30 protein-coding genes are annotated in these 26,536 nt (G+C 72.9%); 14 read left to right on the top strand and 16 right to left on the bottom strand.

The features are described from left to right. Positions 1–5: 5 nt before the first annotated feature. The gene (gene phoR, locus SGA01_RS19445) at positions 6–1,235 is read right to left on the bottom strand and encodes a two-component system sensor histidine kinase PhoR (RefSeq protein WP_055642210.1); all 1,230 of its coding nucleotides are present in this window, start codon (positions 1,233–1,235) and stop codon (positions 6–8) included. A 265-nt stretch (positions 1,236–1,500) separates the two neighbouring features. Here phoR and phoU point away from each other — a divergent pair, with 265 nt between their 5' ends. Together phoU and SGA01_RS41120 are read left to right on the top strand one after the other, a co-directional pair. Continuing rightward, positions 1,501–2,181 (top strand): phosphate signaling complex protein PhoU, encoded by a 681-nt coding sequence (gene phoU / locus SGA01_RS19440; RefSeq protein WP_141297729.1) that lies wholly within the window; start codon positions 1,501–1,503, stop codon positions 2,179–2,181. Positions 2,182–2,284: 103 nt separating this feature from the next. Further along, positions 2,285–2,437, top strand: a complete 153-nt coding sequence (locus SGA01_RS41120) for a hypothetical protein (protein WP_167534136.1) — start codon at positions 2,285–2,287, stop codon at positions 2,435–2,437. A gap of 52 nt (positions 2,438–2,489) precedes the next feature. Here the strand turns inward: SGA01_RS41120 and SGA01_RS19435 are convergent, their stop codons facing one another. The 3 genes from SGA01_RS19435 to SGA01_RS19425 all read right to left on the bottom strand — a co-directional run bounded on the left by SGA01_RS19435 (position 2,490) and on the right by SGA01_RS19425 (position 4,367). Next, on the bottom strand, positions 2,490–2,972 hold the full coding sequence (locus SGA01_RS19435) for a GNAT family N-acetyltransferase (RefSeq protein ID WP_141297728.1): 483 nt from the start codon (positions 2,970–2,972) through the stop codon (positions 2,490–2,492). A gap of 105 nt (positions 2,973–3,077) precedes the next feature. Next, positions 3,078–3,431: a hypothetical protein gene (locus SGA01_RS19430; protein WP_141297727.1), complete on the bottom strand. Its 354-nt coding sequence runs from the start codon at positions 3,429–3,431 to the stop codon at positions 3,078–3,080. A gap of 177 nt (positions 3,432–3,608) precedes the next feature. Further along, on the bottom strand, positions 3,609–4,367 hold the full coding sequence (locus SGA01_RS19425) for a phosphoglyceromutase (protein ID WP_055642214.1): 759 nt from the start codon (positions 4,365–4,367) through the stop codon (positions 3,609–3,611). A 125-nt stretch (positions 4,368–4,492) separates the two neighbouring features. Between SGA01_RS19425 and SGA01_RS19420 the strand changes: the two genes are divergently transcribed. Continuing rightward, on the top strand, positions 4,493–5,833 hold the full coding sequence (locus SGA01_RS19420) for an MDR family MFS transporter (RefSeq protein ID WP_141297726.1): 1,341 nt from the start codon (positions 4,493–4,495) through the stop codon (positions 5,831–5,833). A 7-nt stretch (positions 5,834–5,840) separates the two neighbouring features. Here SGA01_RS19420 and SGA01_RS19415 read toward each other — a convergent pair whose 3' ends face one another. Then, positions 5,841–6,761, bottom strand: a complete 921-nt coding sequence (locus SGA01_RS19415; RefSeq protein ID WP_141297725.1) for an MBL fold metallo-hydrolase — start codon at positions 6,759–6,761, stop codon at positions 5,841–5,843. Between the two features lie 106 nt (positions 6,762–6,867). On the opposite strand from SGA01_RS19415, the gene SGA01_RS19410 reads away from it, so the two are divergent. Further along, positions 6,868–7,836, top strand: coding sequence for an AraC family transcriptional regulator (locus SGA01_RS19410; RefSeq protein WP_141297724.1), 969 nt, complete (start codon positions 6,868–6,870; stop codon positions 7,834–7,836). Here the strand turns inward: SGA01_RS19410 and SGA01_RS19405 are convergent. From SGA01_RS19405 to mshA, 3 genes are all read right to left on the bottom strand, one after another. Beyond that, positions 7,823–9,481 carry a glycosyl hydrolase family 28-related protein gene (locus SGA01_RS19405; protein ID WP_141297723.1) on the bottom strand — a complete coding sequence of 553 codons (1,659 nt, stop codon included), beginning with the start codon at positions 9,479–9,481 and terminating at the stop codon, positions 7,823–7,825. The two genes, SGA01_RS19410 and SGA01_RS19405, sit on opposite strands and share 14 nt — an antisense overlap. An 86-nt stretch (positions 9,482–9,567) precedes the next feature. Further along, entirely contained in the window at positions 9,568–10,065 is a 498-nt protein-coding gene (locus SGA01_RS19400) for a type III secretion system chaperone family protein (RefSeq protein WP_055642218.1), read from the bottom strand. Then, positions 10,058–11,425, bottom strand: coding sequence for a D-inositol-3-phosphate glycosyltransferase (gene mshA / locus SGA01_RS19395; RefSeq protein ID WP_141297722.1), 1,368 nt, complete (start codon positions 11,423–11,425; stop codon positions 10,058–10,060). Before mshA ends, SGA01_RS19400 begins: the two co-directional genes overlap by 8 nt. A gap of 275 nt (positions 11,426–11,700) precedes the next feature. Here mshA and SGA01_RS19390 point away from each other — a divergent pair, with 275 nt between their 5' ends. The 3 genes from SGA01_RS19390 (at position 11,701) to SGA01_RS19380 (ending at position 15,452) form a co-directional block, all read left to right on the top strand. Then, a complete protein-coding gene (locus SGA01_RS19390; RefSeq protein ID WP_141297721.1) occupies positions 11,701–12,495 on the top strand; it encodes a class I SAM-dependent methyltransferase in 795 nt (264 codons plus the stop codon). A gap of 274 nt (positions 12,496–12,769) precedes the next feature. Next, positions 12,770–13,819 carry a C40 family peptidase gene (locus SGA01_RS19385; protein ID WP_141297720.1) on the top strand — a complete coding sequence of 350 codons (1,050 nt, stop codon included), beginning with the start codon at positions 12,770–12,772 and terminating at the stop codon, positions 13,817–13,819. 325 nt (positions 13,820–14,144) lie between these two features. After that, complete coding sequence (locus SGA01_RS19380) at positions 14,145–15,452, top strand: PP2C family protein-serine/threonine phosphatase (protein ID WP_141297719.1); 1,308 nt, start codon at positions 14,145–14,147, stop codon at positions 15,450–15,452. 33 nt (positions 15,453–15,485) lie between these two features. On the opposite strand, the gene SGA01_RS19375 is transcribed toward SGA01_RS19380, so the two are convergent. The 3 genes from SGA01_RS19375 to SGA01_RS19365 all read right to left on the bottom strand — a co-directional run bounded on the left by SGA01_RS19375 (position 15,486) and on the right by SGA01_RS19365 (position 17,017). After that, on the bottom strand, positions 15,486–15,830 hold the full coding sequence (locus SGA01_RS19375) for a DUF2516 family protein (RefSeq protein ID WP_055642223.1): 345 nt from the start codon (positions 15,828–15,830) through the stop codon (positions 15,486–15,488). 106 nt (positions 15,831–15,936) lie between these two features. After that, a complete protein-coding gene (locus tag SGA01_RS19370) occupies positions 15,937–16,530 on the bottom strand; it encodes a hypothetical protein (protein WP_141297718.1) in 594 nt (197 codons plus the stop codon). A gap of 31 nt (positions 16,531–16,561) precedes the next feature. Then, a complete protein-coding gene (locus SGA01_RS19365) occupies positions 16,562–17,017 on the bottom strand; it encodes a helix-turn-helix domain-containing protein (RefSeq protein ID WP_141297717.1) in 456 nt (151 codons plus the stop codon). A gap of 89 nt (positions 17,018–17,106) precedes the next feature. Between SGA01_RS19365 and SGA01_RS19360 the strand changes: the two genes are divergently transcribed. The 3 genes from SGA01_RS19360 to SGA01_RS19350 all read left to right on the top strand — a co-directional run bounded on the left by SGA01_RS19360 (position 17,107) and on the right by SGA01_RS19350 (position 18,630). Continuing rightward, positions 17,107–17,499, top strand: coding sequence for a helix-turn-helix transcriptional regulator (locus tag SGA01_RS19360; RefSeq protein ID WP_055642226.1), 393 nt, complete (start codon positions 17,107–17,109; stop codon positions 17,497–17,499). Between the two features lie 68 nt (positions 17,500–17,567). Beyond that, the gene (locus SGA01_RS19355; protein WP_055642227.1) at positions 17,568–17,984 is read left to right on the top strand and encodes a VOC family protein; all 417 of its coding nucleotides are present in this window, start codon (positions 17,568–17,570) and stop codon (positions 17,982–17,984) included. Between the two features lie 55 nt (positions 17,985–18,039). Further along, positions 18,040–18,630: a DinB family protein gene (locus SGA01_RS19350; protein ID WP_141297716.1), complete on the top strand. Its 591-nt coding sequence runs from the start codon at positions 18,040–18,042 to the stop codon at positions 18,628–18,630. Between the two features lie 30 nt (positions 18,631–18,660). Here the strand turns inward: SGA01_RS19350 and SGA01_RS19345 are convergent, their stop codons facing one another. Continuing rightward, a complete protein-coding gene (locus SGA01_RS19345) occupies positions 18,661–19,146 on the bottom strand; it encodes an HAD domain-containing protein (protein WP_141297715.1) in 486 nt (161 codons plus the stop codon). 148 nt (positions 19,147–19,294) lie between these two features. On the opposite strand from SGA01_RS19345, the gene SGA01_RS19340 reads away from it, so the two are divergent. The 3 genes from SGA01_RS19340 (at position 19,295) to SGA01_RS19330 (ending at position 22,369) form a co-directional block, all read left to right on the top strand. Further along, positions 19,295–19,780, top strand: a complete 486-nt coding sequence (locus SGA01_RS19340) for a MarR family winged helix-turn-helix transcriptional regulator (protein ID WP_141297714.1) — start codon at positions 19,295–19,297, stop codon at positions 19,778–19,780. A 103-nt stretch (positions 19,781–19,883) separates the two neighbouring features. Beyond that, entirely contained in the window at positions 19,884–21,407 is a 1,524-nt protein-coding gene (locus tag SGA01_RS19335) for an MFS transporter (protein ID WP_141297713.1), read from the top strand. Then, positions 21,404–22,369, top strand: coding sequence for a helix-turn-helix transcriptional regulator (locus SGA01_RS19330; protein ID WP_141297712.1), 966 nt, complete (start codon positions 21,404–21,406; stop codon positions 22,367–22,369). Before SGA01_RS19335 ends, SGA01_RS19330 begins: the two co-directional genes overlap by 4 nt. Before the next feature lie 10 nt (positions 22,370–22,379). Here the strand turns inward: SGA01_RS19330 and SGA01_RS19325 are convergent, their stop codons facing one another. Then, a complete protein-coding gene (locus SGA01_RS19325) occupies positions 22,380–23,624 on the bottom strand; it encodes a GNAT family N-acetyltransferase (protein WP_141297711.1) in 1,245 nt (414 codons plus the stop codon). A gap of 216 nt (positions 23,625–23,840) precedes the next feature. Further along, entirely contained in the window at positions 23,841–24,473 is a 633-nt protein-coding gene (locus SGA01_RS19320; RefSeq protein WP_141297710.1) for an RsiG family protein, read from the bottom strand. 129 nt (positions 24,474–24,602) lie between these two features. Between SGA01_RS19320 and dtd the strand changes: the two genes are divergently transcribed. Further along, positions 24,603–25,028 carry a D-aminoacyl-tRNA deacylase gene (dtd, locus tag SGA01_RS19315; protein ID WP_055642235.1) on the top strand — a complete coding sequence of 142 codons (426 nt, stop codon included), beginning with the start codon at positions 24,603–24,605 and terminating at the stop codon, positions 25,026–25,028. Between the two features lie 3 nt (positions 25,029–25,031). On the opposite strand, the gene ygfZ is transcribed toward dtd, so the two are convergent. Next, complete coding sequence (gene ygfZ, locus SGA01_RS19310) at positions 25,032–25,997, bottom strand: CAF17-like 4Fe-4S cluster assembly/insertion protein YgfZ (RefSeq protein WP_055642236.1); 966 nt, start codon at positions 25,995–25,997, stop codon at positions 25,032–25,034. A 32-nt stretch (positions 25,998–26,029) separates the two neighbouring features. Further along, positions 26,030–26,512, bottom strand: a complete 483-nt coding sequence (locus SGA01_RS19305) for a Fur family transcriptional regulator (RefSeq protein ID WP_229918090.1) — start codon at positions 26,510–26,512, stop codon at positions 26,030–26,032. Positions 26,513–26,536: the final 24 nt, after the last annotated feature.

Below are 26,536 nucleotides of genomic sequence, written 5' to 3'. Positions count from 1 at the left end.
TCGGGTCACGGAAGGACCTCCGGGGAGGGAAGCGGTTCGGTCATGAGATCTGGGGTGGGAGATGAGACGGGCCGGCGGTCCCGTGCGGAGCCCGCCTCGGGCAGCCGCAGGGTGAAGGTGGAGCCCTGGCCCTCGGTGCTCCATACGGTGACCTCGCCGCCGTGCGAGGCGGCCACGTGCTTGACGATGGCGAGGCCGAGCCCCGTACCGCCGGTGGCACGGGAGCGGGCCGGGTCGACGCGGTAGAAGCGCTCGAAGACGCGCTCCTTGTCCTTGTCGGGGATGCCGATGCCCTGGTCGGTGACGGCTATCTCGATCAGGTCGCCGCCGGGCGCGGCGATCTTGCGTGCCGCGATGCCGACGCGGGTGTGGGCCGGTGAGTAGTTGACCGCGTTCTCGACGAGGTTGCCGAGGGCGGCGGCGAGCTGGCCGCGGCTCCCCCAGACTCGCAGATCGGCGGCGCCGCCGGAGATCATGGTGATCTGCTTGGTGGAGGCGGTGTGCCGGGAGCGGTCGATCGCCTCGGCGACGAGCTCGTCCACGGACACCGGCTCGGAGTCCTCCAGCGGGTCGTCGTTCTGCACGCGGGAGAGGTCGATGAGCTCCTGTACGAGGTTGGTGAGGCGGGTCGCCTCGATCTGCATGCGGCCGGCGAAGCGGGTGACCGCCTCGGGGTCGTCCGAGGCGTCCATGACCGCCTCGGAGAGCAGCGAGAGCGCGCCCGTGGGCGTCTTGAGCTCATGGCTCACGTTGGCGACGAAGTCGCGCCGTACCGCTTCGATGCGGCGGGCCTCGGTGAGGTCCTCGACCAGGAGCAGGACCAGCCGCGAGCCCAGCGGGGCGACGCGGGCGGAGACGGCGAGGGCTTCGCCGCGTCCGGTGCCGCGCCGGGCCAGGTCGAGCTCGACCTGTCGTATCTCCCCGTCGCGGCGGGTGTCGCGGGCCATGTTGAGCATGGGTTCCACGGCCAGCTTGCCGCCCCGGACCAGGCCGAGGGCGTACGCCGCCGAGCTGGCCTTCACCACGGAGTCGCTGTCGTCGAGGACGACCGCGGACGAGCGCAGTACGGACAGCACGGTGTCGACGCCGGGCGGGAGCACGGCGTCGGTGTGCAGGGAGGTCCGGGTGGGTCGCGCCTGGTCGCGCTCGCTCCAGCGGAACGCCAGCATGGCGATCACGCCGGTGCACACGCCGGCGATCGCTGCCAATGCGGCGACCGCCGCGTTCACGTCCATGCCCTCAAGGTTATGCGGGTCGACGGACACTCTCCCAGCCGTCCGAGTGGCTCCTCGAACAGTCGTCGCCCAGAGTTCACCGAGGAGACGGGGGTGGTTCATTTGTCGCGGCGGCCGGGGTGGCGTGTGTCGCCCAGAGTTCACCTAGAGGAAAGTGTCGATTCACATGAGGGGGTGGAACCGGACTCGTAGAGAGCCGAACGTGGGAGCGTGGGGGTCCGAAGCCCCACCCGGACCCCGGAGCTTTGCGTAGAGAGGGACATCCATGCGGGACGCGTACCACGAGGAACTGGACTCGATCGGCGAGAGCCTGGTCGAGATGGCCCGACTCGTCGGATCGGCGATCGGGCGCGCCACGACGGCGATGCTCGACGCGGACCTGAAGCTCGCGGAGAGCGTGATCGCGGCGGACCAGAAGGTCGACGACCTCCAGCACGACCTGGAGGCCAGGGCGATAGCGCTGCTCGCCCGGCAGCAGCCGGTGGCGACGGACCTGCGGATCGTGGTGACCTCGCTGCGGATGAGCGCGGACCTGGAGCGCTCGGGCGACCTGGCGCAGCACGTGGCGAAGCTGGCGCGGCTGCGGTTCCCGGACACGGCGGTGCCGGGGGACCTGCACGCGACCATCCTGGAGATGGGGCAGCTGGCGCAGCGCCTGATGGCGAAGGCGGCGGAGGTCATCATCACGAAGGACGTCGACCTGGCGCTCCAGCTGGAGCAGGACGACGACGAGATGGACCTGCTGCACCGGACGCTCTTCCAGCACCTGATGGACGACCGCTGGAGGCACGGCATCGAGACGGCCGTGGACGTGACGCTGCTCGGCCGGTACTACGAGCGGTTCGCGGACCACGCGGTGTCGGTGGCGAAGCGCGTCGTGTACCTGGTGACGGGTGAGCACGCGGACGAGCTCCAGGCGGCGGACGCGCCGGTCGAGGGCGCGTAGGGGCCTGTCCGGCGGCGCGGGCGCCTGTGCGCCGTTGATGCGCCGGTCCGAGTGGGCATGCAATGGGGGGAGGCGACGCGCGCCTCGAAAGGGAGGGACCCCCATGGCCGAATCCCCTGTGACGACCGATCCCCAGCGAGAGGCTCCGCGCGGGACGGAGTTCCTGCCCGTCCTCGGCGCCTGCGGCTGCGGCTCGGGCTGCGGCTGCGGCTGCCAGTCGGGCTCGCCGTGCCAGTGCGGGGGCTGCTCGGGCTGACCGGTGGGGAGGGGGTGGGGCCGCGGCCCCACCCCCTCCCCTGTGCCGTACGTCAGATATCGAGCACGCCGACGGTCTGATCGCCGCTGGTCTCGCCGGTCGTGCGGAAGCCGAGCCGGCGGTAGAACTCGCCGGGGCCGCCCTCGCCGGGCTCCCAGGTCACGTACAGCTGTCCCGTACCGCGCCGCCGCAGCTCGTCGCGCACCGCCTCGACGGCGAAGCGCCCGTACCCCTTGCCCTGTCGGTCGGCGGTGATGTTGAGCCGCCAGAGGCCGCTGCGGCGGTCGGTGGGGTCCTTCTCCTCGTTCCACGGGATGTCGAGGAAGGCCATGAGGAAGCCGACGAGCTCGTCCCCGTCGAAGATCAGCCGGGGCCAGGCGGTCTCCCCGAAGGCGTACGCCTCGGCGAGGGAGCGCACGACGGGGGAGACGTTGCGCTCCTGATGGGGGTGGACGCGCAGCGCGAGGGCGGCGTCCACGTTCTCGGGGGTGACCCGCTCCAGGCGGAGTGACGTGCTGGTCTGTGGCGTGCTCATGACCTGGAACGCTAACGAACCGGCGCGGACCCCGCCCGCGATTATCGGAGCGGTGCCCCGAACCCGCCGAAGAGGCGGGCCGGGGCCGTCAGGAGGGCCGCCGTCCTAGCCGCCGAGGAAGACCACCGACCGGAGCGTGAGCCGGTCCGTGGCGGGGCGGCCGTGGGGGCGGAGGGTCCAGGAGTCGCCGGTGCAGTCGGCCTCGGTGAAGACGATCGCGTACTCGTCCGTGTCGTTGTGCGGCGCGAAGGCCGGCGACGAGGCGGCCGGGTCGGAGGCCTCGGGGATCGTGACGCACTCGCCGCTCGGCGGGTCGTCCAGCGTGGCGGTCTGCGGCTCGCCGCTCAGCCCGACGAAGCGGTAGTGGAACTCGCCGGTGGCGGCGTGGGCGGGCGTGGCCAGGGCGGCGGTGAGGGCAAGGGCGCCGCAAGCGGCGGCGACGGAGTGCCGGAGACGCACGAGGACTCTCGTTTCCTGAGACGGGAAGGCTGTCACCGGCACACCTACCGCGCCACCCACCCCACATACCCGCCCCCGAAGCCGTAAGGTTTCGCCCTCACCCGTCCGGCCCAGAACGCGAAGAAGCCCCCGCCCGGCGGGGAAACCGCGGGTCGGGGGCTCTTTCGTGGGTCAGGGTTACTTCTTGCCCTGGTTCTTCACGGCCTCGATCGCCGCCGCCGCCGCGTCCGGGTCGAGGTACGTGCCGCCCGGGTTGAGGGGCTTGAAGTTCTCGTCGAGCTCGTACGACAGGGGGATGCCCGTCGGGATGTTCAGGCCCGCGATGTCCGCGTCCGAGATGCCGTCCAGGTGCTTGACCAGGGCGCGGAGGCTGTTGCCGTGGGCCGCGACCAGGACCGTGCGGCCGGCCAGGAGGTCCGGGACGATGTTGTCGTACCAGTACGGGAGCATCCGCTCGACGACGTCCTTGAGGCACTCGGTCTGCGGGCGCAGCTCCGGCGGGATCGTCGAGTAGCGGGCGTCGTGCGCCTGCGAGTACTCGTTGTCGTCGGCGAGCGCCGGCGGCGGGGTGTCGTAGGAGCGGCGCCACAGCATGAACTGCTCCTCGCCGAACTCGGCGAGCGTCTGGGCCTTGTCCTTGCCCTGGAGCGCGCCGTAGTGGCGCTCGTTGAGGCGCCACGAGCGGTTGACCGGGATCCAGTGGCGGTCAGCCGACTCGAGGGCGAGCTGCGCCGTGCGGATGGCGCGCTTCTGGAGGGAAGTGTGCAGCACGTCGGGGAGCAGGCCGGCGTCCTTGAGCAGCTCGCCGCCGCGCGTCGCCTCCTTCTCGCCCTTCGCGGTGAGGTTCACGTCCACCCAACCGGTGAACAGGTTCTTCTCGTTCCACTCGCTCTCGCCGTGGCGGAGGAGGATCAGCTTGTACGGTGCGTCGGCCATGCGTACGAGCCTAATAGACCGCCGACGATTGACGCGCGTCGTCAATTCGCTGGCGTCCGACACCTGAGATACGTAAGTTACGGAGGCCGAGGTAGGGGCTTACAACAGCAAGGGGCCGGCCACACATGTCCATCGACTCGCTCAGACGATCAGCCCGCGCGACGGTCTCCGGCTTCCCGCAGGGCTTCTGGTGGCTCTGGCTGTCGACCTTGGTCAACAGGACCGGGGCCTTCGTCCTGACCTTCCTCTCCCTCTATCTGACGCAGGAGCTCGGGCACTCCGCCTGGTTCGCCGGACTCGTCGTCGCCCTCCACGGCCTCGGCGGCGTCGCCGGCTCGCCGCTCGGCGGTCTGCTCACCGACCGCTGGGGCCGCCGCCCCACCATGGTCACGATGCACCTGGCCGCCGCCGCCTGCTCCGCCGCCCTCGCCGTCGTCACCAGCGCCTGGGCCATCGCCACCGCCGTCCTCCTCATGGGCGTCGCCATGCAGGCCGTCCGGCCGTCGATCAACGCCACGATCGCCGACATGGTCCCCGCCCACGACGTGCGCCGGGCGTACGCCCTCAACTACTGGGCCCTCAACCTCGGCTTCGCCATCGCCTCCATCGCCGGCGGCGCCGCGGCCTTCCTCGGCTACCGCACGCTCTTCGTCGTCGACGCCGTCGCCACCGTCCTGTGCGCCGTGATCGTCTTCCTGCGGCTCCCCGAGACCCGCCCCCAGGCCGCCGTCGACAAGCGGGGCGAGCCCGTCGCCGAGGAGAAGGTCAGCATGCTGACCGTGCTCCGCGACGCCCCCTTCCGCACGCTCGTCCTCCTCAACCTCCTCGTCTGCCTCGTCTTCACCGCGCCCTGGATCGGCCTCCCCCTGACCATGGCGGGCGAGGGTCTGCCCCCGTCCTCCTACGGCATGGTCATCGCCGTCAACGGCATCGTGATCGTCGGCTTCCAGCTCCTCGTCAACAAGCTGACCGACAAGCGCTCCCCCGTCCTCCTCCTGACCCTCTCCGCGCTCCTCTTCGCCTTCGGCACCGGAGCCACCGCCCTCGCCGGCTCCTCCGTGGCCTTCGCCGCGACCGTGATCGTCTGGACCGTCGGCGAGATGATCCACGTCCCGACGAACGCCGCCGCCACCGCCCGGCTCGCCCCCGAGCACGCCCGCGGCCGCTACCAGGGCGTCATGGGCATGTCCTGGGCCGTCGCCGGGTTCGTCGCCCCCGTCGCGGCCGGCGCGATCGTCGGCGGGCCCGGCCCGGACGTCCTGTGGACGGCGACCGCCGCCATCGGCGTACTCGCCGCCGTCGGCTACTACACCCGGCTGCGGAAGGCTCTCGCGGACGAGGACACCCTGGACACTCCGAATACCCCGGATACCCCGGACACCCCCGAAACCCCCGCCACCCGGGACGCCCGGGACACCCCGGACACCCGGGCCGGTGCCGCGGAGCAGGCCTCCGTCAGCGCCTGAGCCCCGCTCACTCCGTCCCGTACGCCGCCCACCGCACGAGGCCGAACCCCTCCCCTTCCCTGCGCACTTCGACGGCTCCGGCCCCGCCGAAGTGCGCGGGGACGACCAGCTCCCGCTCGTCGGCCGCCCGTTCGAGGATCCGGCGCCGGCTCACCGCCGCCCGGCCCGCGTCGAGGCAGAAGCAGCTGCCGCAGGACGGTTCGAGAAGCTGTACGGGGCTGTGCACCAGGTCGCCGACGAAGACCGCCCTGTCTCCCCCGGACGCCAGCCGCAGCACCGCCGAGCCGGGCGTGTGGCCGGGCGCCGACTCCAGGGTCAGGTTCCCGTCGACGCGGTGCTCGCCGTCCCACAGCCTGACCTGCCCGGCCCGGTGGACGGGCGCCACACTGTCCTCATAGACGAGCCGGTCCTCCTCCTGGAGGCCGTTGCCGTAGCCGTTCGCCGGGCCGTAGTAGAAGTCGTCGGCGGCCGGCACGAGGTACTCCGCGTTCGGGAAGGCGGGCACCCACTCCCCGTCCCCCTCCACGGCGCGGGTGTTCCAGCCGACGTGGTCGGCGTGCAGGTGGGTGTTGACGACGACGTCGACGTCCTCGGGGCGGACGCCGGCCCGCTCCAGGCTGCCCAGGAAGTCGTCCCGCCGCCGGTGGAACTGCGGCGAGTGCGGCCGCTCGCGCCCGTCGCCCACCCCGGTGTCGACCAGGACCGTCCGGCCGCCGCTGCGCAGCACCCAGCTCTGCAGCGCCATGACCGCGCTGTCGCTCTCCGGCGCCCAGTGGTCCGGCGCCAGCCACTCCTCGTTGTCCTTCCACACCTCGGCCCCGACCTCCGGGACGATGCCGGCGGCCGGGCCGAACGGGCCCTGCCACTCGACGACCCGGATGATCTCGACGTCCCCCAGCACGAGGCTCTGCGCGTTCTCCGTGTTCATGTCGTCGAGCCTAGGAAGCGCGCGTGAGCCTCTCAATGCTCTGCTCGCTCCTCCGGATACGCATACGTCTCACCGCAGTCGAGGGCCGTGGCCGTACGCTGCCGTCATGGACGTGGTGAGCGACGCGATCTCGGCCGTACGCGTCGGGCGGCCCTCCTCCGACCGCGTGCGGGTCGGAGGCGACTGGTGCGCCCGGCTGGATCCCTACGACGGGGCGGGGTTCCACGTCGTCCTGAAGGGCAGCTGCTGGCTGCTGCCCGACGGCGGCGACCCGGTCGCGCTCGGCGCGGGTGACGCCGTGCTGCTCCCGCACGGTACGGGGCACGTCATCGCCGACTCGCCCGCCGACGCGGCGACCGTGGCGCGCGCCGTGCCGTTCGCCCGGTGGGCCGACAGGACCCTGCCGCAGCCGCCCCTGCCCGCCTTCGACGCGCGCGTGCGCGAGGTGGAGATGCTCTGCGGCAAGTACCGGCTCGACCACAGCCGCGCGCACCCGCTCCTCGCGGAGCTCCCCCCGCTCGTCCATCTGCCGAACCGCGGCGGCCTTCACCCCGAACTCCGCGCCGCCGTCGACCTGCTGGGCGGCGAGGTGAGCGGCGGGCCGGGCGGCCGGCTGCCCGGCTCCGCCGTCGCGCTGCCCAGCCTGCTCGACCTGCTGCTCGTCTACATGATCCGGTCCTGGCTGGCCGAGAGCACGGGCGGCACCTGGCCGGGCGCCCTCGGCGACCCGGTGACCGCCGCCGCCCTGCGGGCGCTGCACTCCGACCCGGCCGCCCCGTGGACCAACGAGCTGCTGGCCGCCGAAGCGGGCGTCTCCCGGCCCACCCTGGCCCGCCGCTTCACCGCGCTGACCGGCCGGCCCCCGATGGCGTACCTGACCTGGTGGCGGCTGACCCGCGCCGCCGCGCTGCTCCGGGACACCCCGGATCCGCTGGCGGCGGTCGCCCGCCGGGTCGGCTACAGCTCGCCGTACGCCCTCTCGCACGCCTTCCGCCGGGAGTTCGGCACGACGCCGGGCCGATACCGGAGCGACCGCGGCGACCGGGCCGGCCAAAGCACTGCTACCTCACACTGAGCGCCCGCTGTGCCTCGTACAGGTTCCGTGGGCGCACCGACTCCGGGCTCCCGTACGCCTCCACGCGCGCGTGGAGCTCGCCCGCGAAGTCCGGGACGTCGATCTGGTCGAACTCGCGCACCTCGCTGATGCCGACCGTGGCGCTGTACGGGGCGACGGTGTCGAGCTTCACGAGGCCCGCCCGGCCGTTCGTCACCGTCACGTTCCAGTGGGCGAACCGGGCCCCGTAGAGCGGTCCGGCGGAGGCGTCGCCGCCGTGCCGGCCGTCGTTCTCGACGGTGATCCCGGTCCGTACGTTCGCGAAGGGCATGCCCCGGTGGGTGTCGAAGGTGCCCGTCTCCATGACCCCGCGCGACCAGACGTTGTGGCTGGACAGGCCCTCGACGTTGATGCCGTGGAGCTGTGTGCCCGCGGGGGCGGGGACGGTACGGGCGGCGATGCGGAAGTCCTCGACGAGGTTGTCGTGCGCGCCCTCCCGGCAGAAGTACGGGTGGTGGGAGCCGCGCCCCTCGACCCGTGTGCGACGCAGGGTGCAGGCGGAGGCGGCCACGAGCCCGAAGCCGTTGTCGACGTGCCGGACGACCACGTCCTCCGCCCAGCAGTCGTACGCGCACTGGAAGGTGACGCCGTTGAAGCCCTTGTCGAGGAGGTGGGGGGACTGCGCGAGCAGCGGTGCCTCCAGGGTCAGGCCGACCACCCCCGAGTCGGTGAGCGGCTCGGCCCCGGAGACGAGTCGGGGGTCCCACTCGGGGCGGAGGTCGAGCGGGAGGGGGCGTTCGAGGGTGACGCGGCGGCCCGTGAGACCGGTGATCCGTACGGGCCACTCGTAGGGGACGTACGAGGTGAGCTTCGTCTTGTCGTCCCAGGTGTACGCCTCCGGGCCGGGCCCGCCGCCCGCCATGTGCTCCAGGAGCGTGTGGCCGGGGTCGTCGGCGAGCCGGAGCAGGACCAGCTGCCCCCGGGCCAGGCCGGACGGGTCCTCGACGGTCACCGAGCGGTCGCCGCGGCGGGCCGGGCGGAGGGCGGTGAGCGTGGTCCACTCGTCGCGGCGGTTGCCTGTCCAGCCCTCGAAGGGCCAGGCCCGGTCCCGTATCGCGGCGACGAGGGAGGTGTGCCGGGCGTGCGGGGAGAGCCAGACGAGGCCGCCGGCCCAGGACCAGGAGGACTTGTCGCCGCCGTAGCGGGAGCCGTACGGGCCGATCAGCTCGGTGAGGTGCCGGGTCGCGAGCAGGGTCGTACGGCCGGAGCCCGCGCCGCGCAGGACCACCCCGCTGTGGCTGATCCGGAGGTAGTCGTCGATCCGGTACGTGCCCGGCGGCAGCAGGACCGTGCCGCCGCCCCGCTCGCCGGCCTCGGCCAGGGCGCGGTTGATCGCGGGGGCGGAGTCGCCCGAGCCGTCGGGGGTCGCCCCGTGGGTGACGGCGTTCGCCACGACCCGCGGGCGGGGTGCGCGGCGGGCGCCCGCGTGGGCGCCGGCCCGGCCCACGTAAGGGATCTGCGGGTGGGTGTAGGGGGCGGACTCGAACTCCCGCCAGAGGTCGGCGGGGCGGGCGGACGGGGTGAATCCCGTAGTGGCGAGGCCCGCGGTCGTGGCTCCCGCCACCGCCACCGCGCCGCCGACGAACTGCCTTCTGCTGAGTGCCATGAAACCTGAGCCCTTCACATATATGAACGGTGTTCAGATCTGCGTCGGGCGTGAGCATGGCAGGAGAAGGCCCCCGCGGGAAGAGGTCAGTTGTCGACGGTTTTCCGGGTCAGGTTCTTGAACGCGTCGAGGTTCCGCGTCGACTCGCCGCGCGAGACCCGCCACTCGTACTCCCGCCGGATCGCCGACGCGAAGCCCAGCTCCAGGAGCGTGTTGAAGTCGCCGTCCGCCGCCTCCAGGACCGAGCCGAGCAGACGGTCCAGTTCCTCGGGCGTCACGGCGGCGAGCGGGAGCTTCCCGGCGAGGTAGATGTCGCCGAGGCCGTCGACCGCGTAACTCACCCCGTACAGCTTGAGGTTGCGCTCAAGGAGCCAGCGGTGGACGCCCGGCTCGTTCTCGTCGGGGTGCCGGATGACGAAGGCGTTGAGGGAGAGGGAGTGGCGGCCCGCCCGGAGCGACAGGGTGGTGAACAGCTTGCGCGTGCCCGGGAGCTTCACCACGTACGAGCCGGGCTCCGGGGACTCCCACTCCAGCTCCGCGTCGTTGAAGGTGTCCTCGATGATCCGCCGAACGTCCTCAGCCATGGTGCGAGCGTACGCGACGGCGGTTCTCGCGGACCCGGTGGTCGTGCATGGCGGCCGTGTACACGTCGGCCGTGCCCGAGGCCGCCGTGTCCCAGCCGAACGACCCGGCGTGCAGGGCCGCGGCCGCGCCCATCCGGTCCGACAGGGCCGGGTCGGCGACGAAGCGGCCGAGCGCGCGGGCGTAGTCCGCCGGGTCGTGCCCCTGGACGAGGAAGCCGGTCACGTCGTCCCGTACGGCGACGGGCAGACCGCCCACCGCCGCCGCGACGACCGGGGTGCCGGCCGCCTGCGCCTCGATGGCGACCAGGCCGAAGGACTCGCTGTACGAGGGCATGACGAGGACGCTGGCCGCGCGGAACCAGTCCGCGAGCCGGTCCTGCCCCACCGGCGGGTGGAAGCGCACGATGTCCGCGATCCCGAGCCGCGCGGCGAGCTTCTGGAGACCTTCCGGCTTCGCCAGGCCGCTGCCGCTCGGGCCGCCGACGACGGGGACGACCATGCGCGAGCGCAGCGACGGGTCCTGCTCCAGGAGCCGGGCGGCGGCGTGCAGGAGGATGTCCGGGGCCTTGAGGGGCTGGATGCGGCCGGCGAAGACCGGGATGAAGGCGTCCCGGGGGAGCCCGAGGCGGGCGCGGGCGGCGGCGCGGCCGTCGGCGGGGCGGAAGTGGTCGAGGTTCACGCCCGGGTGGACGACCGCGATCTTGCCGGGGTCCGCCTCGTAGAAACGGGCGAGCTCGTCGGCCTCCTCGGCCGTGTTGGCGATCAGCCGGTCGGCGGCGGAGACGATCTGGGTCTCGCCGATGACGCGGGCGGCGGGCTCGGGGGTGTCGCCCTCGGCCAGCGCCGCGTTCTTGACCTTCGCCATGGTGTGCATCGCGTGGACGAGCGGGACGCCCCAGCGCTCGGCGGCCAGCCAGCCGACGTGGCCGGAGAGCCAGTAGTGGGAGTGGACGAGGTCGTAGTGGCCGGGCCGGTGGCCCGCCCACGCCTGCATCACGCCGTGCGTGAAGGCGCAGAGCTGGGCCGGCAGCTCCTCCTTGGCCAGGCCCTCGTAGGGGCCCGCGTCGACGTGCCGGACGAGGACGCCGGGGGTGAGCTCGACGACCGGCGGGAGGCCGCCGGTGGTGGCCCGGGTGAAGATCTCCACCTCGATGTCGATGGCGGCGAGACGTTTCGCCAGCTCGACGATGTAGACGTTCATACCGCCCGCGTCACCCGTGCCCGGCTGATGCAGCGGGGAGGTGTGGACGCTGAGCATGGCCACCCGGCGCGGGGTGCGATTCCGGCCGGGGAGCCGGAGCCGGGTCGGCGCCTGGTGCCTGTGCCGGGTACCGGCGAACCGGGACACGTACTGGCTCACGTCGGCGGTCCTTCCGCTCGGGGATCCCGAGGGCGGCCTCGGGGCTGAGCTGTGTCGGGCTTGCTGAGCTGTGCGGGCGTACTGAGCCGTCTCGGGCGGGCCGAGTCGGGCGTGCGGAGTCGTGTCGGGCATGACTCCTGGAGGGCGCGGTACGTCCTCCAGCCCCCACAACACCGGAATGGCCCCTTTCATTTCCACCGGCGGGAGCGTTTTGCCAATTCGTTGCCGGGACGGGGGCCCCTCGACCCCTCTCCCGCACCCCGTACGCTCGTCCCATGGCCCCGCGCACCACCCGCCCCGTCGGCACACCGACCCGCGGGACCACCAACCCGAACCGCCTGCGCCGCATGGACCGCTGGATCGCCGCCGTCCACGGACCGGCCCTGCGCCGCTCCCCCGAACCGCCGCTCGCCGTCGACCTCGGATACGGGGCCGCCCCCTGGACCGCCGTCGAGCTCCTCGCCCGGCTGCGCACCGCCGAGCCCCGCACCCGGCTCTACGGCATCGAGATCGAGCCCGCCCGCGTCGAGGCCGCCAGGCCGTACGAGCACGAGGGCCTCTCCTTCCTGCACGGCGGCTTCGAGGTGCCGGTGCCCGGCGAGGTCGCCCTGATCCGGGCGGCGAACGTCCTGCGCCAGTACGACGAGGAGCAGGTCGCGGCCGTGTGGGCCCGGCTGTGCGGGCGGCTCGCGCCCGGGGGGCTGCTCGTCGAGGGCACCTGCGACGAGATCGGGCGGCGGCACGTGTGGGTGGCCCTGGACCGGAGGGGTCCGCGCACGGTGACCTTCGCGACCCGGCTCGGCTCGCTGGAGCGCCCCTCGGACCTCGCGGAGCGGCTCCCGAAGGCACTGATCCACCGCAACGTACCGGGTGAGCCGGTGCACGCCTTCCTGCGGGACTTCGACCGGGCGTGGGCGGCGGCCGCCCCGTACGCCTCGCTCGGCGCGCGACAGCGCTGGATCCGCTCCGTACGCGAACTGGCGGCGGACTGGCCGCTGACGGACGGCCCGCGGCGGTGGCGGCAGGGCGAGGTGACGGTGCGCTGGGAGGCACTGGCTCCGCGCTCCTGACGAGGTCCGCCCCCGCGCCCTGACGAGGTCCGCCCCCGCTCCCCCGACGAGGCCCGGTCCCGCTCCCCCCTCCTCTGTTTCCCCAACTCCCGCTGAATTTCGCGTACGTCGGGAACGCCACCCGCGCATCACTCGTCCCCTTGAGGAGAACCGGCCCGACAGGCCCTGGTTTCCCCTGTCGTTTTCCGGTTTCGCATGGCACTATCGCCAAGGCCACCGCCAAGTTACTGACGGTAAATCAGAAAAGACGCGGGCCGTTTACGAGGGGGAGCTTGTGAACCGACGTCGCCACACCACCGCCGCGATCACCGTGATCTGCGCCCTGGCGGTGCTGGCCTCACCGGCACTGACCCTCCAGGCCGCCGCCGCTCCGCTGCCCCCGCCCCCTCCGAAGAAGAGCCTGGAGGAGGTACGCAAGGAGATAGACGGCCTCTACCGGCAGGCCGCCGTCGCCACCGACGCGTACAACCTGGCCGAGGAGAAGACCAAGGAGCAGTCCGCCGAGATCGTCCGGCTCGCCCGGATGATCGTCGAGGGCCGCGAGAAGGTCGAGGACCTCAAGGCCAAGGCGGGCGCCGCCGCCCGCGCCCAGTACCGCAACGGCGGACTCCCGGACGGCGCGCAGCTCGTCCTCACCGACGACCCGCAGCTCTTCCTCGACACCGCGGGACGCCTCAAGGCGGGCGCGAAGGCCACCACGGACCTCCTCGGCGAGATGACCCGCACCCAGGCCGAGTTGGGCGTGTACGCCAAGGACGCCGGCGCCAACTGGACCAAGCTGGAGGCCCACCGGGTCAAGCAGGCCCAGGCGAAGAAGGAGATCAACGACAAGATCGCCGCGGCCAAGAAGCTGGAGTCCGAGCTCGCCGCCGAGGAGCGCGAGCGACTGCGCCGGCTGGAGGAGCAGGCGCAGTACCGGGCCCAGACGAACTGGCTCGGCACCGGCATCCTCGGCGACCTCAAGACGGGGGCGACCCCGTCGGGCAAGAAGGCGGTCGAGTTCGCGACGGCGCAGATCGGCAAGCCGTACGTGTGGGGGGCGGAGGGCCCGGACTCGTTCGACTGCTCCGGCCTGACCCAGCTCGCCTGGGCCAAGGCGGGCGCCCCGATCCCGCGCACCTCGCAGGAGCAGTGGCGGCTGCTGCCGCGCGTGGACATCAAGGACATGCGCCCGGGCGACCTGATCGTCTACTTCAAGGACGCGAGCCACATCGGGATGTACATCGGCAAGGGCGCGATCGTGCACGCCCCGCGCCCGGGCCGGAACGTGACCCTCGCGGGGGCGGGCTCGATGGAGATCCTGGGAGTGGTCCGACCCGGATAAGGGTCCGGAGAGGAGCCTGCGGCCGGATCGGGGGGCGTGGCGCGATTCCGTACCGCCCCTCTGACCGGATCCCGACGCCCGACCTGACGGACGTCTCCCACCCGGCGTGACCTTTCTCATTGCCGCCGGGCCCCTCCCGCGGCCGTCCGCGGCCCCTCCCGCGACAACTACCTCCCCATCCGCGGCATATGCCAAGCCCGGGGAGGCCACTCCCCCACTGATCACCATTCCGCTGCGCACCGACCTACCGCTAGGGTCCGGGACGGGCGGGGCGCCACCCGGCGCCCTGCGCACCCTCGGGGGGAGGGAAGGAAGCTCCGGACCGATGCCCGTATCCGTACCGCGCCAGAGAATCGTCTCTGCTGCCGCGGAACCCGGCGACGCCACCGCTATGGACGCCACCGCTATGACTGGCACAGGCACAGGAACCGACCGCGATCGCAACGATCTCACCCTCCTGGTCGTCGAGGACGACCCGGCGGGTGCCCTTGCCGTACCCGAACTCCTCGACGCGGTGGACGCCTCCGGCACCCGCGTACGCATCCGCACCGCCCGCAACCTCACCGAGGCCGAGCGGCTCCTCACCGACGACGTCCACTGCGTCCTCGTCGACCTCTCCCTGCCCGGCCCCCGCGCCGCCGCGGGCGACGACCCGCTCGCCCCGCTCCGCCACATCCTGCGCCTCGCGCCGCGCCACGCCGTCCTCGCCCTCGCCGCCTCCGCCGACGCGGAGCTGGCGGCCGAGGCGGTACGGGTCGGGGCCCAGGACCACCTCTTCCGCGAGGAGCTCGACGGGCGGCTGCTCAGCCGGGCCATCCGGTACGCGGTCGAGCGCAAGCGCGCCGACGCCGTCCAGGTGAAGCTGGCCGAGTCCCGGCTGCGGGCCCAGGAGAACGCCCGCCTGGAGCGCGGTCTGCTCCCGACCCCGCTCCTGGAGGGCTCGGACCTGCGGTTCGCGGCCCACTACCGGCCCGGCCGCGAGCGCGCGCTGCTCGGCGGCGACTTCTACGACGTCGTCCGCACGCCCGACGGCACCGTCCACGCCATGATCGGCGACGTCTGCGGGCACGGCCCCGACGAGGCCGCGCTCGGGGTCGAGCTGCGGATCGCGTGGCGGGCGCTGACCTTCGCGGGGCTGTGCGGGGACGAGCTGCTCTCGACGATGCAGCAGGTCCTGGAGCACGAGCGGGAGAGCGACGAGATCTTCGCGACCCTCTGCACCGTCGACATCGCGCCCGACGGCCGCCGGGCGGGCCTCTGCCTCGCCGGCCACCCGTCACCGCTGATCGCCCGGCAGGGACGGGCGGCCCGGCTGCTGCCGTACGAGGACGGCGGCCCGGCCCTGGGCCTGCTGCCGCGCGCCCGCTGGCCGCGCCGCCAGGTGGAGCTGGGCGGGGCGTGGAGCCTGCTCATGTACACGGACGGACTGATCGAGGGCCGCTCGGCCGGCCCCGGCTCGCCGCGGCTCGGCCAGGACGGGATGGTCCAGATGATCAACCGGCAGCTGTCCGAGGGCCTGCGGGGCGATGAGCTCCTGGAGGCGGCGGTGACGGAGGTGCGCGCGCTGAACGGCGGCGAGCTGACGGACGACGTCGCCGTCCTGGCCCTGGAAAGGGACAGGACCCGGGGTTAGCCCCCGGGCCCTGTCTCATCGCTTCGTGCTCGGCTACCGGCCGCCGTTGTAGGGGCCGTACGGTCCGTCGCTGCTGGAGCCGCCACCGCGGCGGCCCCGGCCTCCGCCGGAGACCTGCGCGAGCGCGGGGCGCACGTCCACCATGAAGACGATGGCGGCGATCAGCCCGGCGATCTGCAGGAACAGCATCGGCAGCAGCAGGTTCAGGGCGAGGTTGATGCCCAGGAGGATCAGCCAGAACTTCTTCGTCTGCTTCTCGGCGGCGCGGTAGGCGTCCTCGCGCGCCATGGCGGCGAAGACGAGCGCGGCGACGGCGAAGCCGGTGAAGACCAGGAAGATCACCAGAGAGAGAAGGGAGTCGAATCCCGCGCGCAACATGCTGAGCACCGCCTAGTGGTGATGTGGAGAAAGCGCCTCGCGGTCAAGGTACCCGTTACAACGCACCGGCTACCCGTATTGGTGCCCGACCGGCTCAGCCCGCTCCCTACTCCGTCTCGGCGGCGACGGCCGCCTTCTTGGCGGGGGCCTTGCGGGTGGCGGCCTTCTTGGTGGGCGCCTTCTCGGCCTCGGCGACCGGGCTCTCGTCCGACTCCGCCGCGAACTCCGCCTCGGACGCCGTCACCGTCTCCGGCTCCGGCTCCGTCTCCGGCTCGACGACGACGGCGATCTCCGTGATCTCCTCGGCGACCTCGCCGCGCCAGACCTTGACGGCCTCCTCGCCGCGGGCGGCGACCTCCTCGTACTTCTCGCGCGCCTTGACCGCGTACTCGGCGGCCACGCCGACACCGCGGAGGGCGAGGTCCTGCGCGGTCTCGCCGAACTTCTTGAGGTCCGTGTCGAGACCGCCGACGACCTCGGCGAACTTCGACTGCACGGTGACCTGGGCCTCCTTGGCCTGCGCGGTCACCTTCTCCTGCACGGCCTTCGGGTCGGTCTTCCGTACGGCCTCGATACGGGCGGGCGCCTCGGCGGCGAGCTGCTCGATCAGGCCGGGAACCTTCTTGGCCTGCCGCACGGCGAGGTCGGCGGTGCCGGCGGCGAAGTAGAGGGGGGTACGCAGTTCGTCGATGATGGCCATGCTGGTGGTCCTCCCGGGTGTGACGTACGTACTAACGCGAAGGCGATTCGGCATCGGGCGTGGGGCCGGGGGTGCCGGCGTCGGCACCGGCGCCCGCCGCCTTGGAGGCGGACGCGGCGGCCTCGGCGGCCTCGGCCGCCTCGGCGGCGTTCTCCTTGCGGAACGAGTCGTAGATCTGGAGCAGCACCTGCTTCTGCCGCTCGTTGATCGAGGGATCGGCCAGGATGACGGCGCGCGTCTCCAGCTCCTCCCGCTCCTTCTCGTCGAGGATTCCGGCCCGCACGTAGAGCGTCTCGGCGGAGATCCGCAGCGCCTTGGCGACCTGCTGCAACACCTCCGCGCTGGGCTTCCGCAGCCCCCGCTCGATCTGACTCAGGTACGGATTCGACACGCCGGCCGCGTCGGCGAGCTGCCGCAGGGACAGCTGCGCGGTCCTCCGCTGCTCGCGGAGGTACTCACCGAGATTGCCGACGTTGAGCGATGCCATGCCCCGACCATGCCAGCCCGCGCTAACTATTGCAAGCAGGTGCTTGCAATAGTGTCGGCGACCATGCGGGGCCGTGCGATGCTGGGAGCGTGAGGCTGGAGGACCTGGTGAGGTTGCGGCGCGCGCGGGACGTGATGGACCGCGACTACGCGCTGCCGCTCGACGTACCGGCGCTGGCCAGGGTCGCGCTCATGTCGGCCGGGCACTTCTCCCGCAGTTTCCGTGCCGCGTACGGCGAGACGCCGTACGGCTATCTGATGACCCGGCGCGTCGAGCGGGCGAAGGCGCTGCTGCGGCGCGGGGACCTGAGCGTGACCGAGGTCTGCTTCGCGGTGGGCTGCACCTCGCTCGGGTCGTTCAGCTCGCGCTTCACCGAGCTGGTGGGCGAGACCCCGAGCGCGTACCGGGCCCGGTGTCACGAGGCGGGTGCGGTGATCCCGGCGTGCGTGGCGAAGGTCCTCACGCGCCCGAGCAGGAGCTGAGAGGGCGGCGTCGCAGGCGGTCACGATCGGAGAAGCGGATTCCGGACCGCCGCCGTAGCGTCGAAGCCATGAACGTCAAACTCTCGCAGTGCTTCATCGCCGTCGACGACCACGACAAGGCACTCGCCTTCTACCGCGACGCCCTCGGCCTGGAGGTCCGCAACGACGTCGGGTTCGAGGGGATGCGCTGGGTGACCGTCGGTTCGCCTTCGCAGCCGGACGTGGAGATCGTCCTCGAACCCCCGCTCGCCGACCCCAACGCCTCGGCCGCCGACCGCCAGGCCATGGCGGAACTGCTGGCCAAGGGCATGCTGCGCGGCGTGATCTTCTCCACCGACGACGTCGACGCCACCTTCGAGCACGTCAGGGCGGCCGGCGGCGAGGTGCTGCAGGAGCCGGTCGACCAGCCGTACGGCGTCCGCGACTGCGCCTTCCGCGACCCGGCGGGCAACATGCTCCGCTTCTCCCAGCCCCGCACCGGCTGACCGCCGCCCCCTCCCTCCATGGCAGCATTCCCGGAGGCCAACAGGGAGGGCTGCCATGACAGTTGAGACGCACACCCCGGACACGACGGACGGCCCCCGGCGCCGCGCGGACGTCCTCGACGAGACCGCGCGCCCGGGGCCGCCCCGTTTCACCGGTCCGGCGACCGGGGACGAGCGGCGGATGCTCGTCGGGTTCCTCGCGGACCAGCGCGCGACCCTGGTGCTGAAGTGCGCGGGCATCGCGGACGGCCTGGCCCACCGCGCCGTCGCACCGTCCACGCTCTCGCTCCTCGGCCTGGTCCGGCATCTCGCCGACGTCGAACGCCGCTGGTTCCGCGAGATCCTCGCCGGCCAGACCGACGCGGCCCCGCTCTTCGCCTCCCCCGCCGACCCGGACGGGGACTTCGACGGCGCGACCCCCGACCCGGAGGCCGTCACGGCGGCCTGGGACGCCTGGCACGCGGCCGTGGCCTTCGCCGAACGCTTCACGGCCGAGGCCCCCGACCTCGACGTCTCGGCCCACGACGCCTGGCGCGGGACGGTCTCCCTGCGCTGGGTCCTCATCCACATGATCGAGGAGTACGCCCGCCACAACGGCCACGCCGACCTCCTCCGCGAACGCCTCGACGGCACGACCGGCATGTGACCGGCGGGGGCAGGGCGGAGTGAGCGGAGGTCACCCCGCCCAGGCCGCCAGCGCCGCGTAGTCGGCTTCGCCGAGCCCGCGTCGGGGGTCCACCCGGTGGAGGAGCGCCCGGCCGGGATGGCTGGCGGCGACCCACTCCCGGTCGACGGCCCCGATCTCGTCGTCCACCCAGGCGAACGGCCGTCCCGCCGCCCACGCCACCAGGGCCGGCGCCTTCCAGTGGAGTCCCGGCACCCACTCTTCCTCCCCCGGAGCGTCCGGCCAGCGGACGAGGGGCAGATCGGGCAGCCCGAGCCGCGGGGCGATCCAGGCGTTGGCGTCCTCCTCCCAGGTCGTCGCCCACACCAGCTCGTACGGGAGCGCCGCGAGCCGCGCCCCGTGCGCCGGGTCGAGCCGCGCGAGAAGCGGGCTCACGGACGGGGGCGGCGCGGGCGGATACGTGGGGTACGCGCCGTCGCGCGCGCCGAACGGGATCAGCGGCCCGTCCACGTCGAGAAAGAGCAGAGGCGCGGTCACGCCACCATCCTGCACAGCCCCTATCCCGCACAGCCCCCGTCCTGCACAGCCCCCATCCCTCACAGCCCTCTCCTGCACAGCCCCCACAGCAGACTCGTCCACTTCCTTACAATCCGCCACGGATCGACTTTTCGTTACCCTGGCAGGCATGACAGCCATGGCGCCCACCCGCACCGAGCCCGACCTCTCCTACCTCCTCGACCACACCAGTCACGTCCTGCGCACCCGCATGACCGCGGAGCTCGGCGAGATCGGGCTCACCCCCCGGATGCACTGCGTTCTCGTCCACGCCCTGGAGGAGGAGCGGACGCAGGCACAGCTCGCCGAGATCGGGGACATGGACAAGACCACGATGGTCGTGACCGTCGACGCCCTGGAAAAGGCCGGGCTCGCCGAGCGGCAGCCGTCGAGCACCGACCGGCGGGCGCGCATCATCGCCGTCACCGCGGAGGGGGCGAAGGTCGCCCGGGAGAGCCAGAAGATCGTCGACGGGGTCCACGAGAAGGCCCTCGCCTCCCTCCCCGACGAAGAGCGCGAGGTCCTGCTGCGGGCGCTGAACCGCCTGGTCACGGGCCACCTGGAGACCCCCGTCGAGGGCCCGAGGGCCGCCCGCCGGGCACGGCAGCGCGGCTGAGACCCACGACCCACCCCACAAACTCCTCCCGTAAAAAATAGTCTGCAACAAAACCTTCTGCTAACGTCACTCCTGTCGCCTCCACCGACCAGGAGAGAGAGCCATGTCCGCCTCAGCCGGCACCCGCACCCGCCCCAGCGCCTCCCGACACCTCGCCCTCGGCGTCCTCGCCACCAGCATGCTGATGACCGTCCTCGACGGCAGCATCGTCACCGTCGCGATGCCCGCCATCCAGAGCGACCTCGGCTTCACCCCCGTCGGCCTCAGCTGGGTCGTCAACGCCTACCTCATCGCCTTCGGCTCGCTCCTCCTCCTCGCCGGCCGCCTCGGCGACCTCATCGGCCGCAAGCGGATGTTCCTCCTCGGCACGGGCCTCTTCACCGCCGCCTCGCTCCTCGCCGGCGTCGCCGCCTCCCCCGAGGTCCTGATCGCCGCCCGCTTCCTCCAGGGCGTCGGCAGCGCGATGTCCGCCGCCGTCGGCCTCGGCATCCTCGTCACCCTCTTCGCCGAACCCCGCGAACGCGCCAAGGCCATCGCGGTGTTCAGCTTCACCGGAGCCGCGGGCGCCTCCCTCGGCCAGGTCCTGGGCGGAGTCCTCACCGACGCCCTCGCCTGGAACTGGATCTTCTTCATCAACCTCCCCATCGGCGTCGCCGCCCTCCTCCTCGCCCTCCCCGCCCTGCCCGCCGACCGCGGCCTCGGCCTGAAGGCCGGCGCGGACGTCCTGGGCGCGCTGCTCGTCACCTCCGGCCTGATGACCGGGATCTACGCCGTCGTCACCATCGAGGAGTACGGGGCCGGTTCGGCGCACACCCTCGGCTTCGGCGCCCTCGCCGTCGCCCTCCTGGCCGGCTTCCTGCTCCGCCAGGCGAAGGCCGCCACCCCGCTCATGCCCCTGCGGATCCTCCGCTCGCGCAGCGTCTCCGGCGCCAACCTGGTCCAGATGCTGATGGTCGCCGCGCTCTTCTCCTTCCAGATCCTCGTCGCCCTCTACCTGCAGAAGGTCCGCGGCTACGGCGCCGCCGAGACCGGCCTCGCGATGCTGCCCGCCGCCGTCGTCATCGGTGTCGTCTCCCTCGGCGTCTCGGCCCGCCTCATCGCCCGCTTCGGCGAGCGGAACATCCTCCTCACCGGTCTCTTTCTGCTCGTCGGCGTCCTCGGCCTGCTGACCCGCCTCCCGGTCGACGCCGACTACGCCACCGACCTGCTCCCCGTGATGCTGCTCGCCGCCGGCTTCGGCCTCGCCCTCCCCGCCCTCACCTCGCTCGCCATGTCCGGCGCCGAGGAGAAGGACGCGGGTCTGGCCTCCGGCCTCTTCAACACCACCCAGCAGATCGGCATGGCCCTCGGCGTCGCGGTCCTCTCCACCCTCGCCGCCTCCCGCACGGAGTCCCTCACGGCGGCCGGCCGGCCCACCGCCGAGGCCCTGACCGGCGGCTACCACCTGGCCTTCGCCGTCGGCACCGCGCTCGTCCTCGCCGCCCTGGCGGTCGCCTTCACGGTCCTGCGCCCGACCGCCGGAGCCACCCCCGACACCACCCCCGGCACCACCTCCGACACGACCCCCGACACCACGCCCGAGTCCCCCGACTCCGAGAAATCCCCCCGGATGACAATGGCCGCATGAGAGCCGACCGACTCGTCGCCGCCCTGCTCTTCCTCCAGACCAGGCCGCGCGTCACCGCCGCCGAACTCGGCGCGGAACTGGACGTGTCCGAACGGACCGCCCGCCGGGACCTCGAAGCGCTCGCCAGCGCCGGGGTCCCGGTCTATTCGCAGGCCGGCAAGGGCGGCGGCTGGTCCCTGGTCGGCGGCGCCCGCACCGACCTGACCGGCCTCACCGCCCCCGAGATCCGCGCCCTGTTCCTCCTGACGGGCCCGGACGCCACCACCACGAGCACGAACCCGCAGACCCGGACCGCCCTGCGCAAGCTCGTACGGGCCCTCCCCGCCCCCCTCCGTGAGGGCGCCGAGGCCGCCGCCCGCGCCGGGACCTCCGACGGCACCGACTGGACGGGCGCGGAGACGGAGGAGCCCCGACTGGCCGCTCTCCAAAGGGCCGTGATCGAGGAGCGCGAGCTGCGCATCGGCTACGCCCGCCCCGGCCGCGCGCCCAGCGAGCGGACCGTCCACCCCCTGGGGATCGCCACGAAGTCCGGGACCCGCTACCTCGTCGCGGGCACCGACCGCGGCCTGCGCACCTTCCGCGTCGGCCGGGTCACCTCCGCGACCGAGACGGGCGCCCCCGCCGTACGCCCGGAGGGCTTCGACCTGCCCACCGCCTGGCGCGCGCTCGCCGCCCGCATGGAGGACCGCATGGTCGCCGCGACGGTTCAGGGCCGGGTGGCCCCCGGCACCGAGCCGCTCCTCGAAGGCCTCTTCGGCGCGCGGATACGGTACGGGGAACCCGCCCAGGACGGCTGGACCCCCGTCGAGATCGACGGCCCCTCCCCCGAGGTCGTCGCCGCCCGGCTGGCGGGCCTGGGAGCCCGCGTGGAGCTCCTCGCCCCACCGGAGGCCCGTACGGCCCTCGCCCGCATCGGCGCCGAACTCACCGCGCTGTACGCGGAGAAGCGCCCGGGGCCGTGAGCTCCGCCTCTCAGAAGATGTCGGGCGAGAACGGCCGCAGCGGCGTGCGGAACAGCAGGTCGGCGCGGGCCGCGGCGCCCGGCGTCAGCTCGTCCGCGCGGCCGAGGCGGGCGAGCCGTACCGCCGACTCGTCACCGAAGGCCAGCGTCCCCAACTCCGCTACGTCGAAGGCGAGATCGGCGGAGTCGGTGGTACGGACACAGCTCGCGCCCGCCGGGGAGGCGTCGAGGCGGTAGCGCCCGCCCGCCAGGCCGTCCCCGTCCCGCAGGTCGAGGACGAGGCTCCCCTCCACCGGATACGTCCGGCTCTCCAGGACCCGGACGACGTCCAGGACCCGGACCCACAGCATGTCCACGTACGTCAGCGTCTTCGCCGCGCGCGGGTCCGGCAGGAGCAGCGGCAGCAGCTCGTCGGGCGCCCGGTAGCCGGAGCGGACCGTGGTGATCCAGTCGATCGAGCAGACGTACTGCCAGAGGGCGCGCTCGGCGGCCGGGGTGACGGCGATCAGGTCCCGCACGGACGCGGTGTTCACGGGCTGCTTGGCGTCGTCCCACTTGTCGTCGGCGGTGTAGGCGACGTACCCGTCCACCTCACCGGACTCGGAGCGGTAGACCGCGTAGAACGGCTCCGTCCACGGGTCGAGCTGGTAGCCGAGACCGGTGCCGAGCTCCCAGCCGCGCGTGGTGCGGTCGGTGATCCCGGCGCGGACCCCGGCGAGCCGGCGGTACACCTCGGGACCGATCTTGCGGATCTCCTCGCCGTCGGCCAGGTCGATCCGGCCGCCGTCGTCCGGACGCCCCGTGCGCCGCGGGTCGAGCCCGGCCCGGCGTACGTCCACACTCCACTCGGTGGTCCAGCTCGCCGGGCCGAAGCCGTACCGCCCGTAGATCGGGTACTCGGCGGCGATCAGCGTGGCGATCGCGTCGCCCCGCTCCTTCGCCACGGCGAGGTCGGAGCTCATCATGCGGCTGAGCAGCCCCTGGCGCCGGTGCGTCGGCGAGACGGTGACCTGGGTGATGGCGTCGGCGGTGAGGCTGCCGCCGCCGACCGTGCTGACCTCCTGCCGGAACGACCGGAAGGTGGCGACGATCCGGTCGCCGTCGAAGGCGCCCTGGGTCCGCGCGAGGTCCGCGTTCGCGAGCCGGTCGGCGACCAGCTCGTCGGGGACGCGGGGCGGCCGGAGGAACCCCGTCTGCAGGGCGAGGAGCCAGCCCGGGAAGTCGGATTCCGTCACCGCGCGCACGTCGACACTCATCCCTCGACCCTACGCAGCGCCGCACCGGAACCGCACGCGGGTTTCCCCCTGCTGTGCCGCCCCCGCATCCCCTCCATCCCCCTCAGGCACCCACCGGCCCTGAGGGGTGTTCCACGAGTCCTCGACCGTCAGGCCGGCGGCCAGCGACCGTCAGGCCACGAGCCCGCGACCCTCCGGCCACCGGCCTGCGACCCTCAGGACACCGACCCTCGACGCTCAGGCCAGCAGGTCGTCGACCTGTGCCTCGCCCTCGCGGTAGCGGCGGGCGATCTCACCGCTGCAGTCGTCGGCGGTCCGCTGGAGGTGCTGCCGCCGGCGCGAGATCTGCTGCTCGTACCCCGCGAGCCGCCCCATCGCCGTGTGCAGCTCCTCGTCCGTGCGGGCCGTCAGGTCCGACAGCTCGACCTCCGACAGCATCTCGGCCGCCAGCCGCCGGTACTCGTCGCCGCGCGGCGTCGACATCGTCACGTGCCGGGCCGAGCTGCGGTGCCGCGAGGGCACATCGGCGAGGATCTCGGAGAGCCGGTCGAGGACCGGGGCCTCCGGATCGGTCCGCCGCGCCAGCTCGGCCCGCAGGATGTCGATCCGCCCCTGGAGCATCCGCCGTACGTAGCTCAGGTCGGCCTCGTCGCTCTGTGCCTCGCGCCGCAGCGCGCGCAGCTCGGGCAGCCGCAGCGCGCCCAGGTCCGGCTGCGGCCCGTCCGCGAGGCCCGGCTCCGCGGTCCGCTGCACGGGTGGACGCACGATCGGGCTGCCGCCCACGCCTCCACCGGGGCTTCGGCCCACGCTTCCGACGCGGAACAGCGGTACGGGACCGGACGGTGTCGGCCCGGTGCCAGGTGCACTCATGAGAATCGTCCCCTCGACCGGTGCGGAGCCGCACCGCCTGACAGGCATCGTGCCACTCCCACCCGTGCACGTGCAGGCGCTCTGCACCCGTTCGGCCCCTCGTGATTCCCGGCCGGTACGTTGGGACGCATGCGAGCTGTGGTGCAGAGAGTGGACGGCGCGAGCGTCGTCGTCGCAGGGGAGACCGTCGGAGAGATCGTCGGCGAGGGGCTGTGCGTCCTGGTCGGGGTGACCCATGACGACACCCCGGAGAAGGCGGCCCAATTGGCCAGAAAGCTCTGGTCCGTCCGAGTGCTCGACGGCGAGAAGTCGTGCTCCGACGTGAACGCGCCGCTGCTCGTCATCTCCCAGTTCACCCTCTACGGAGACGCCCGCAAGGGCCGCCGCCCCACCTGGAACGCCGCTGCCCCCGGCCCGGTCGCCGAGCCCCTCGTCGACGAGGTCGTCGCGCAGCTGCGGAACCTGGGGGCGCGCGTGGAAACGGGCCGCTTCGGAGCGGACATGCGCGTCTCGCTCACGAACCACGGCCCGTTCACGGTACTGATCGACGTGTGACCGTCAGGGCTCGACGACCGTCTCCTGCGCGGCCGCCGTGTTCCCGACGAGCAGCGGGGCGTCCACCGGGACGTTCCGCTTCACCAGCGCCAGGGCGATCGGGCCCAGCTCGTAGTGGCGGACGGCGCTCGTCACGAAGCCGAGCTGCCGGCCCTCCTCGCCGTCGGCGGCCAGCCGGACCGGCGCGCCGTGGGCGGGCAGCAGGACCTCGCTGCCGTCCAGGTGCAGGAAGACCAGGCGGCGCGGCGGCTTCCCCAGGTTCTGCACGCGGGCGACGGTCTCCTGGCCCCGGTAGCAGCCCTTCTGGAGGTGGACGGCGCTGCCGATGAGGCCGACCTCGTGCGGGATGGTCCGGTGGTCGGTCTCGAAGCCGAGCCGCGGCCGGTGCCCCTCGACACGCAGCGCCTCGTACGCGAGGACGCCGGCGGCGGGGCCGTGCGAGGCCGCGAAGGACTCCAGGTCGGCGCGGGGCAGGAACAGGTCGCGGCCGTGCGGGGTCTCCCGTACGACGGCGCCTTCGGGGACCTCGGCGATGGAGCCGGCCGGGAGGTGGACGACCGCGATGTCGTCCGTACGGTCGGCGACCTCCACCCGGTAGAAGAACTTCATCGACTCCAGGTACGCGACGAGTTCGTCCCGCGTCCCCGGCTCGACGTGCGCCCACACGGTCTCGCCGTCGTCGACGAGGTACAGGGCGTGCTCGATGTGCCCGTTCGCGGAGAGGATGAGCGCCTCGGTCGCCCGCCCGGGCGCCAGGTCGGTCATGTGCTGGGTGACGAGCAGGTGCAGCCAGCTCAGCCGGTCGTCACCGGTGACGGCGACGACACCGCGGTGGGAGAGGTCGACGAAACCGGAGCCGTCGGCGAGGGCGCGCTGCTCGCGGAACAGATCGCCGTAGTGGGCGGCGACGCCTTCGTCGCGGCCTTCGGCGGCGACGGCGCCGGGCAGGGACAGCAGAGGGCTCTTCATGGAAGCCAGCCTACGACCCGCCGGGCGACGACCTACTTCTCGGTGGTCACGGCGGTCACGGCGGTCACGGTCGTTTCCGCGGCCGCGGCCTTCGCGGCGCACTCGGCGCACCGGCCGAAGATGGCGAAGTGCTTCATGTCCGTCTCGAAGCCGAAGGTCTCGCGGAGCTTCCCGGTGAACTCGGCGGCCACCTCGACGTCCGCCTCGATGACGCCGGAGCAGTCGCGGCAGACCAGGTGCAGATGGTGGTGCCGGTCGGCGAGGTGGTACGTCGGAGCCCCGTGCCCCAGGTGCGCGTGGCTCACGAGCCCGAGCTCCTCCAGGAGCTCCAGGGTCCGGTACACGGTGGAGATGTTCACCCCGGAGGCCGTCTTGCGGACCTTGACCAGGATCTCGTCGGGCGTCGCGTGCTCCAGCGCGTCGACGGCCTCCAGGACAAGCTGGCGCTGCGGGGTCAGCCGGTAGCCGCGCTGCCGCAGGTCGCTCTTCCAGTCGGTGCTGTCGGTGGTCACCACGCCCTCCAGTGTAGGAGGGCGCGG

The organism is Streptomyces gardneri (assembly GCF_006539185.1).
Classification (GTDB): domain Bacteria; phylum Actinomycetota; class Actinomycetes; order Streptomycetales; family Streptomycetaceae; genus Streptomyces; species Streptomyces gardneri.
Note: the sequence above shows the minus strand (reverse complement) of the source record. Positions and strands in the feature narration are given on the sequence as shown.

Bases quoted from the DNA above. Each gene is read 5' to 3' on its own strand.
- SGA01_RS19410 (WP_141297724.1), top strand. From the start codon at position 6,868: ATGGACGTGGTGAGCGACGCGATCTCGGCCGTACGCGTCGGGCGGCCC.
- SGA01_RS19335 (WP_141297713.1), top strand. From the start codon at position 19,884: ATGTCCGCCTCAGCCGGCACCCGCACCCGCCCCAGCGCCTCCCGACAC.
- SGA01_RS19365 (WP_141297717.1), bottom strand. From the start codon at position 17,017: ATGGCATCGCTCAACGTCGGCAATCTCGGTGAGTACCTCCGCGAGCAG.
- SGA01_RS19405 (WP_141297723.1), bottom strand. From the start codon at position 9,481: ATGGCACTCAGCAGAAGGCAGTTCGTCGGCGGCGCGGTGGCGGTGGCG.
- phoU (WP_141297729.1), top strand. From the start codon at position 1,501: ATGCGGGACGCGTACCACGAGGAACTGGACTCGATCGGCGAGAGCCTG.
- SGA01_RS19340 (WP_141297714.1), top strand. From the start codon at position 19,295: ATGACAGCCATGGCGCCCACCCGCACCGAGCCCGACCTCTCCTACCTC.
- SGA01_RS19350 (WP_141297716.1), top strand. From the start codon at position 18,040: ATGACAGTTGAGACGCACACCCCGGACACGACGGACGGCCCCCGGCGC.
- SGA01_RS19325 (WP_141297711.1), bottom strand. From the start codon at position 23,624: ATGAGTGTCGACGTGCGCGCGGTGACGGAATCCGACTTCCCGGGCTGG.
- SGA01_RS19420 (WP_141297726.1), top strand. From the start codon at position 4,493: ATGTCCATCGACTCGCTCAGACGATCAGCCCGCGCGACGGTCTCCGGC.
- SGA01_RS19380 (WP_141297719.1), top strand. From the start codon at position 14,145: ATGCCCGTATCCGTACCGCGCCAGAGAATCGTCTCTGCTGCCGCGGAA.
- dtd (WP_055642235.1), top strand. From the start codon at position 24,603: ATGCGAGCTGTGGTGCAGAGAGTGGACGGCGCGAGCGTCGTCGTCGCA.
- SGA01_RS19425 (WP_055642214.1), bottom strand. From the start codon at position 4,367: ATGGCCGACGCACCGTACAAGCTGATCCTCCTCCGCCACGGCGAGAGC.
- SGA01_RS19330 (WP_141297712.1), top strand. From the start codon at position 21,404: ATGAGAGCCGACCGACTCGTCGCCGCCCTGCTCTTCCTCCAGACCAGG.
- SGA01_RS19435 (WP_141297728.1), bottom strand. From the start codon at position 2,972: ATGAGCACGCCACAGACCAGCACGTCACTCCGCCTGGAGCGGGTCACC.
- phoR (WP_055642210.1), bottom strand. From the start codon at position 1,235: ATGGACGTGAACGCGGCGGTCGCCGCATTGGCAGCGATCGCCGGCGTG.
- SGA01_RS19415 (WP_141297725.1), bottom strand. From the start codon at position 6,761: ATGAACACGGAGAACGCGCAGAGCCTCGTGCTGGGGGACGTCGAGATC.
- SGA01_RS19375 (WP_055642223.1), bottom strand. From the start codon at position 15,830: ATGTTGCGCGCGGGATTCGACTCCCTTCTCTCTCTGGTGATCTTCCTG.
- SGA01_RS41120 (WP_167534136.1), top strand. From the start codon at position 2,285: ATGGCCGAATCCCCTGTGACGACCGATCCCCAGCGAGAGGCTCCGCGC.
- SGA01_RS19370 (WP_141297718.1), bottom strand. From the start codon at position 16,530: ATGGCCATCATCGACGAACTGCGTACCCCCCTCTACTTCGCCGCCGGC.
- SGA01_RS19390 (WP_141297721.1), top strand. From the start codon at position 11,701: ATGGCCCCGCGCACCACCCGCCCCGTCGGCACACCGACCCGCGGGACC.
- SGA01_RS19320 (WP_141297710.1), bottom strand. From the start codon at position 24,473: ATGAGTGCACCTGGCACCGGGCCGACACCGTCCGGTCCCGTACCGCTG.
- ygfZ (WP_055642236.1), bottom strand. From the start codon at position 25,997: ATGAAGAGCCCTCTGCTGTCCCTGCCCGGCGCCGTCGCCGCCGAAGGC.
- SGA01_RS19400 (WP_055642218.1), bottom strand. From the start codon at position 10,065: ATGGCTGAGGACGTTCGGCGGATCATCGAGGACACCTTCAACGACGCG.
- SGA01_RS19355 (WP_055642227.1), top strand. From the start codon at position 17,568: ATGAACGTCAAACTCTCGCAGTGCTTCATCGCCGTCGACGACCACGAC.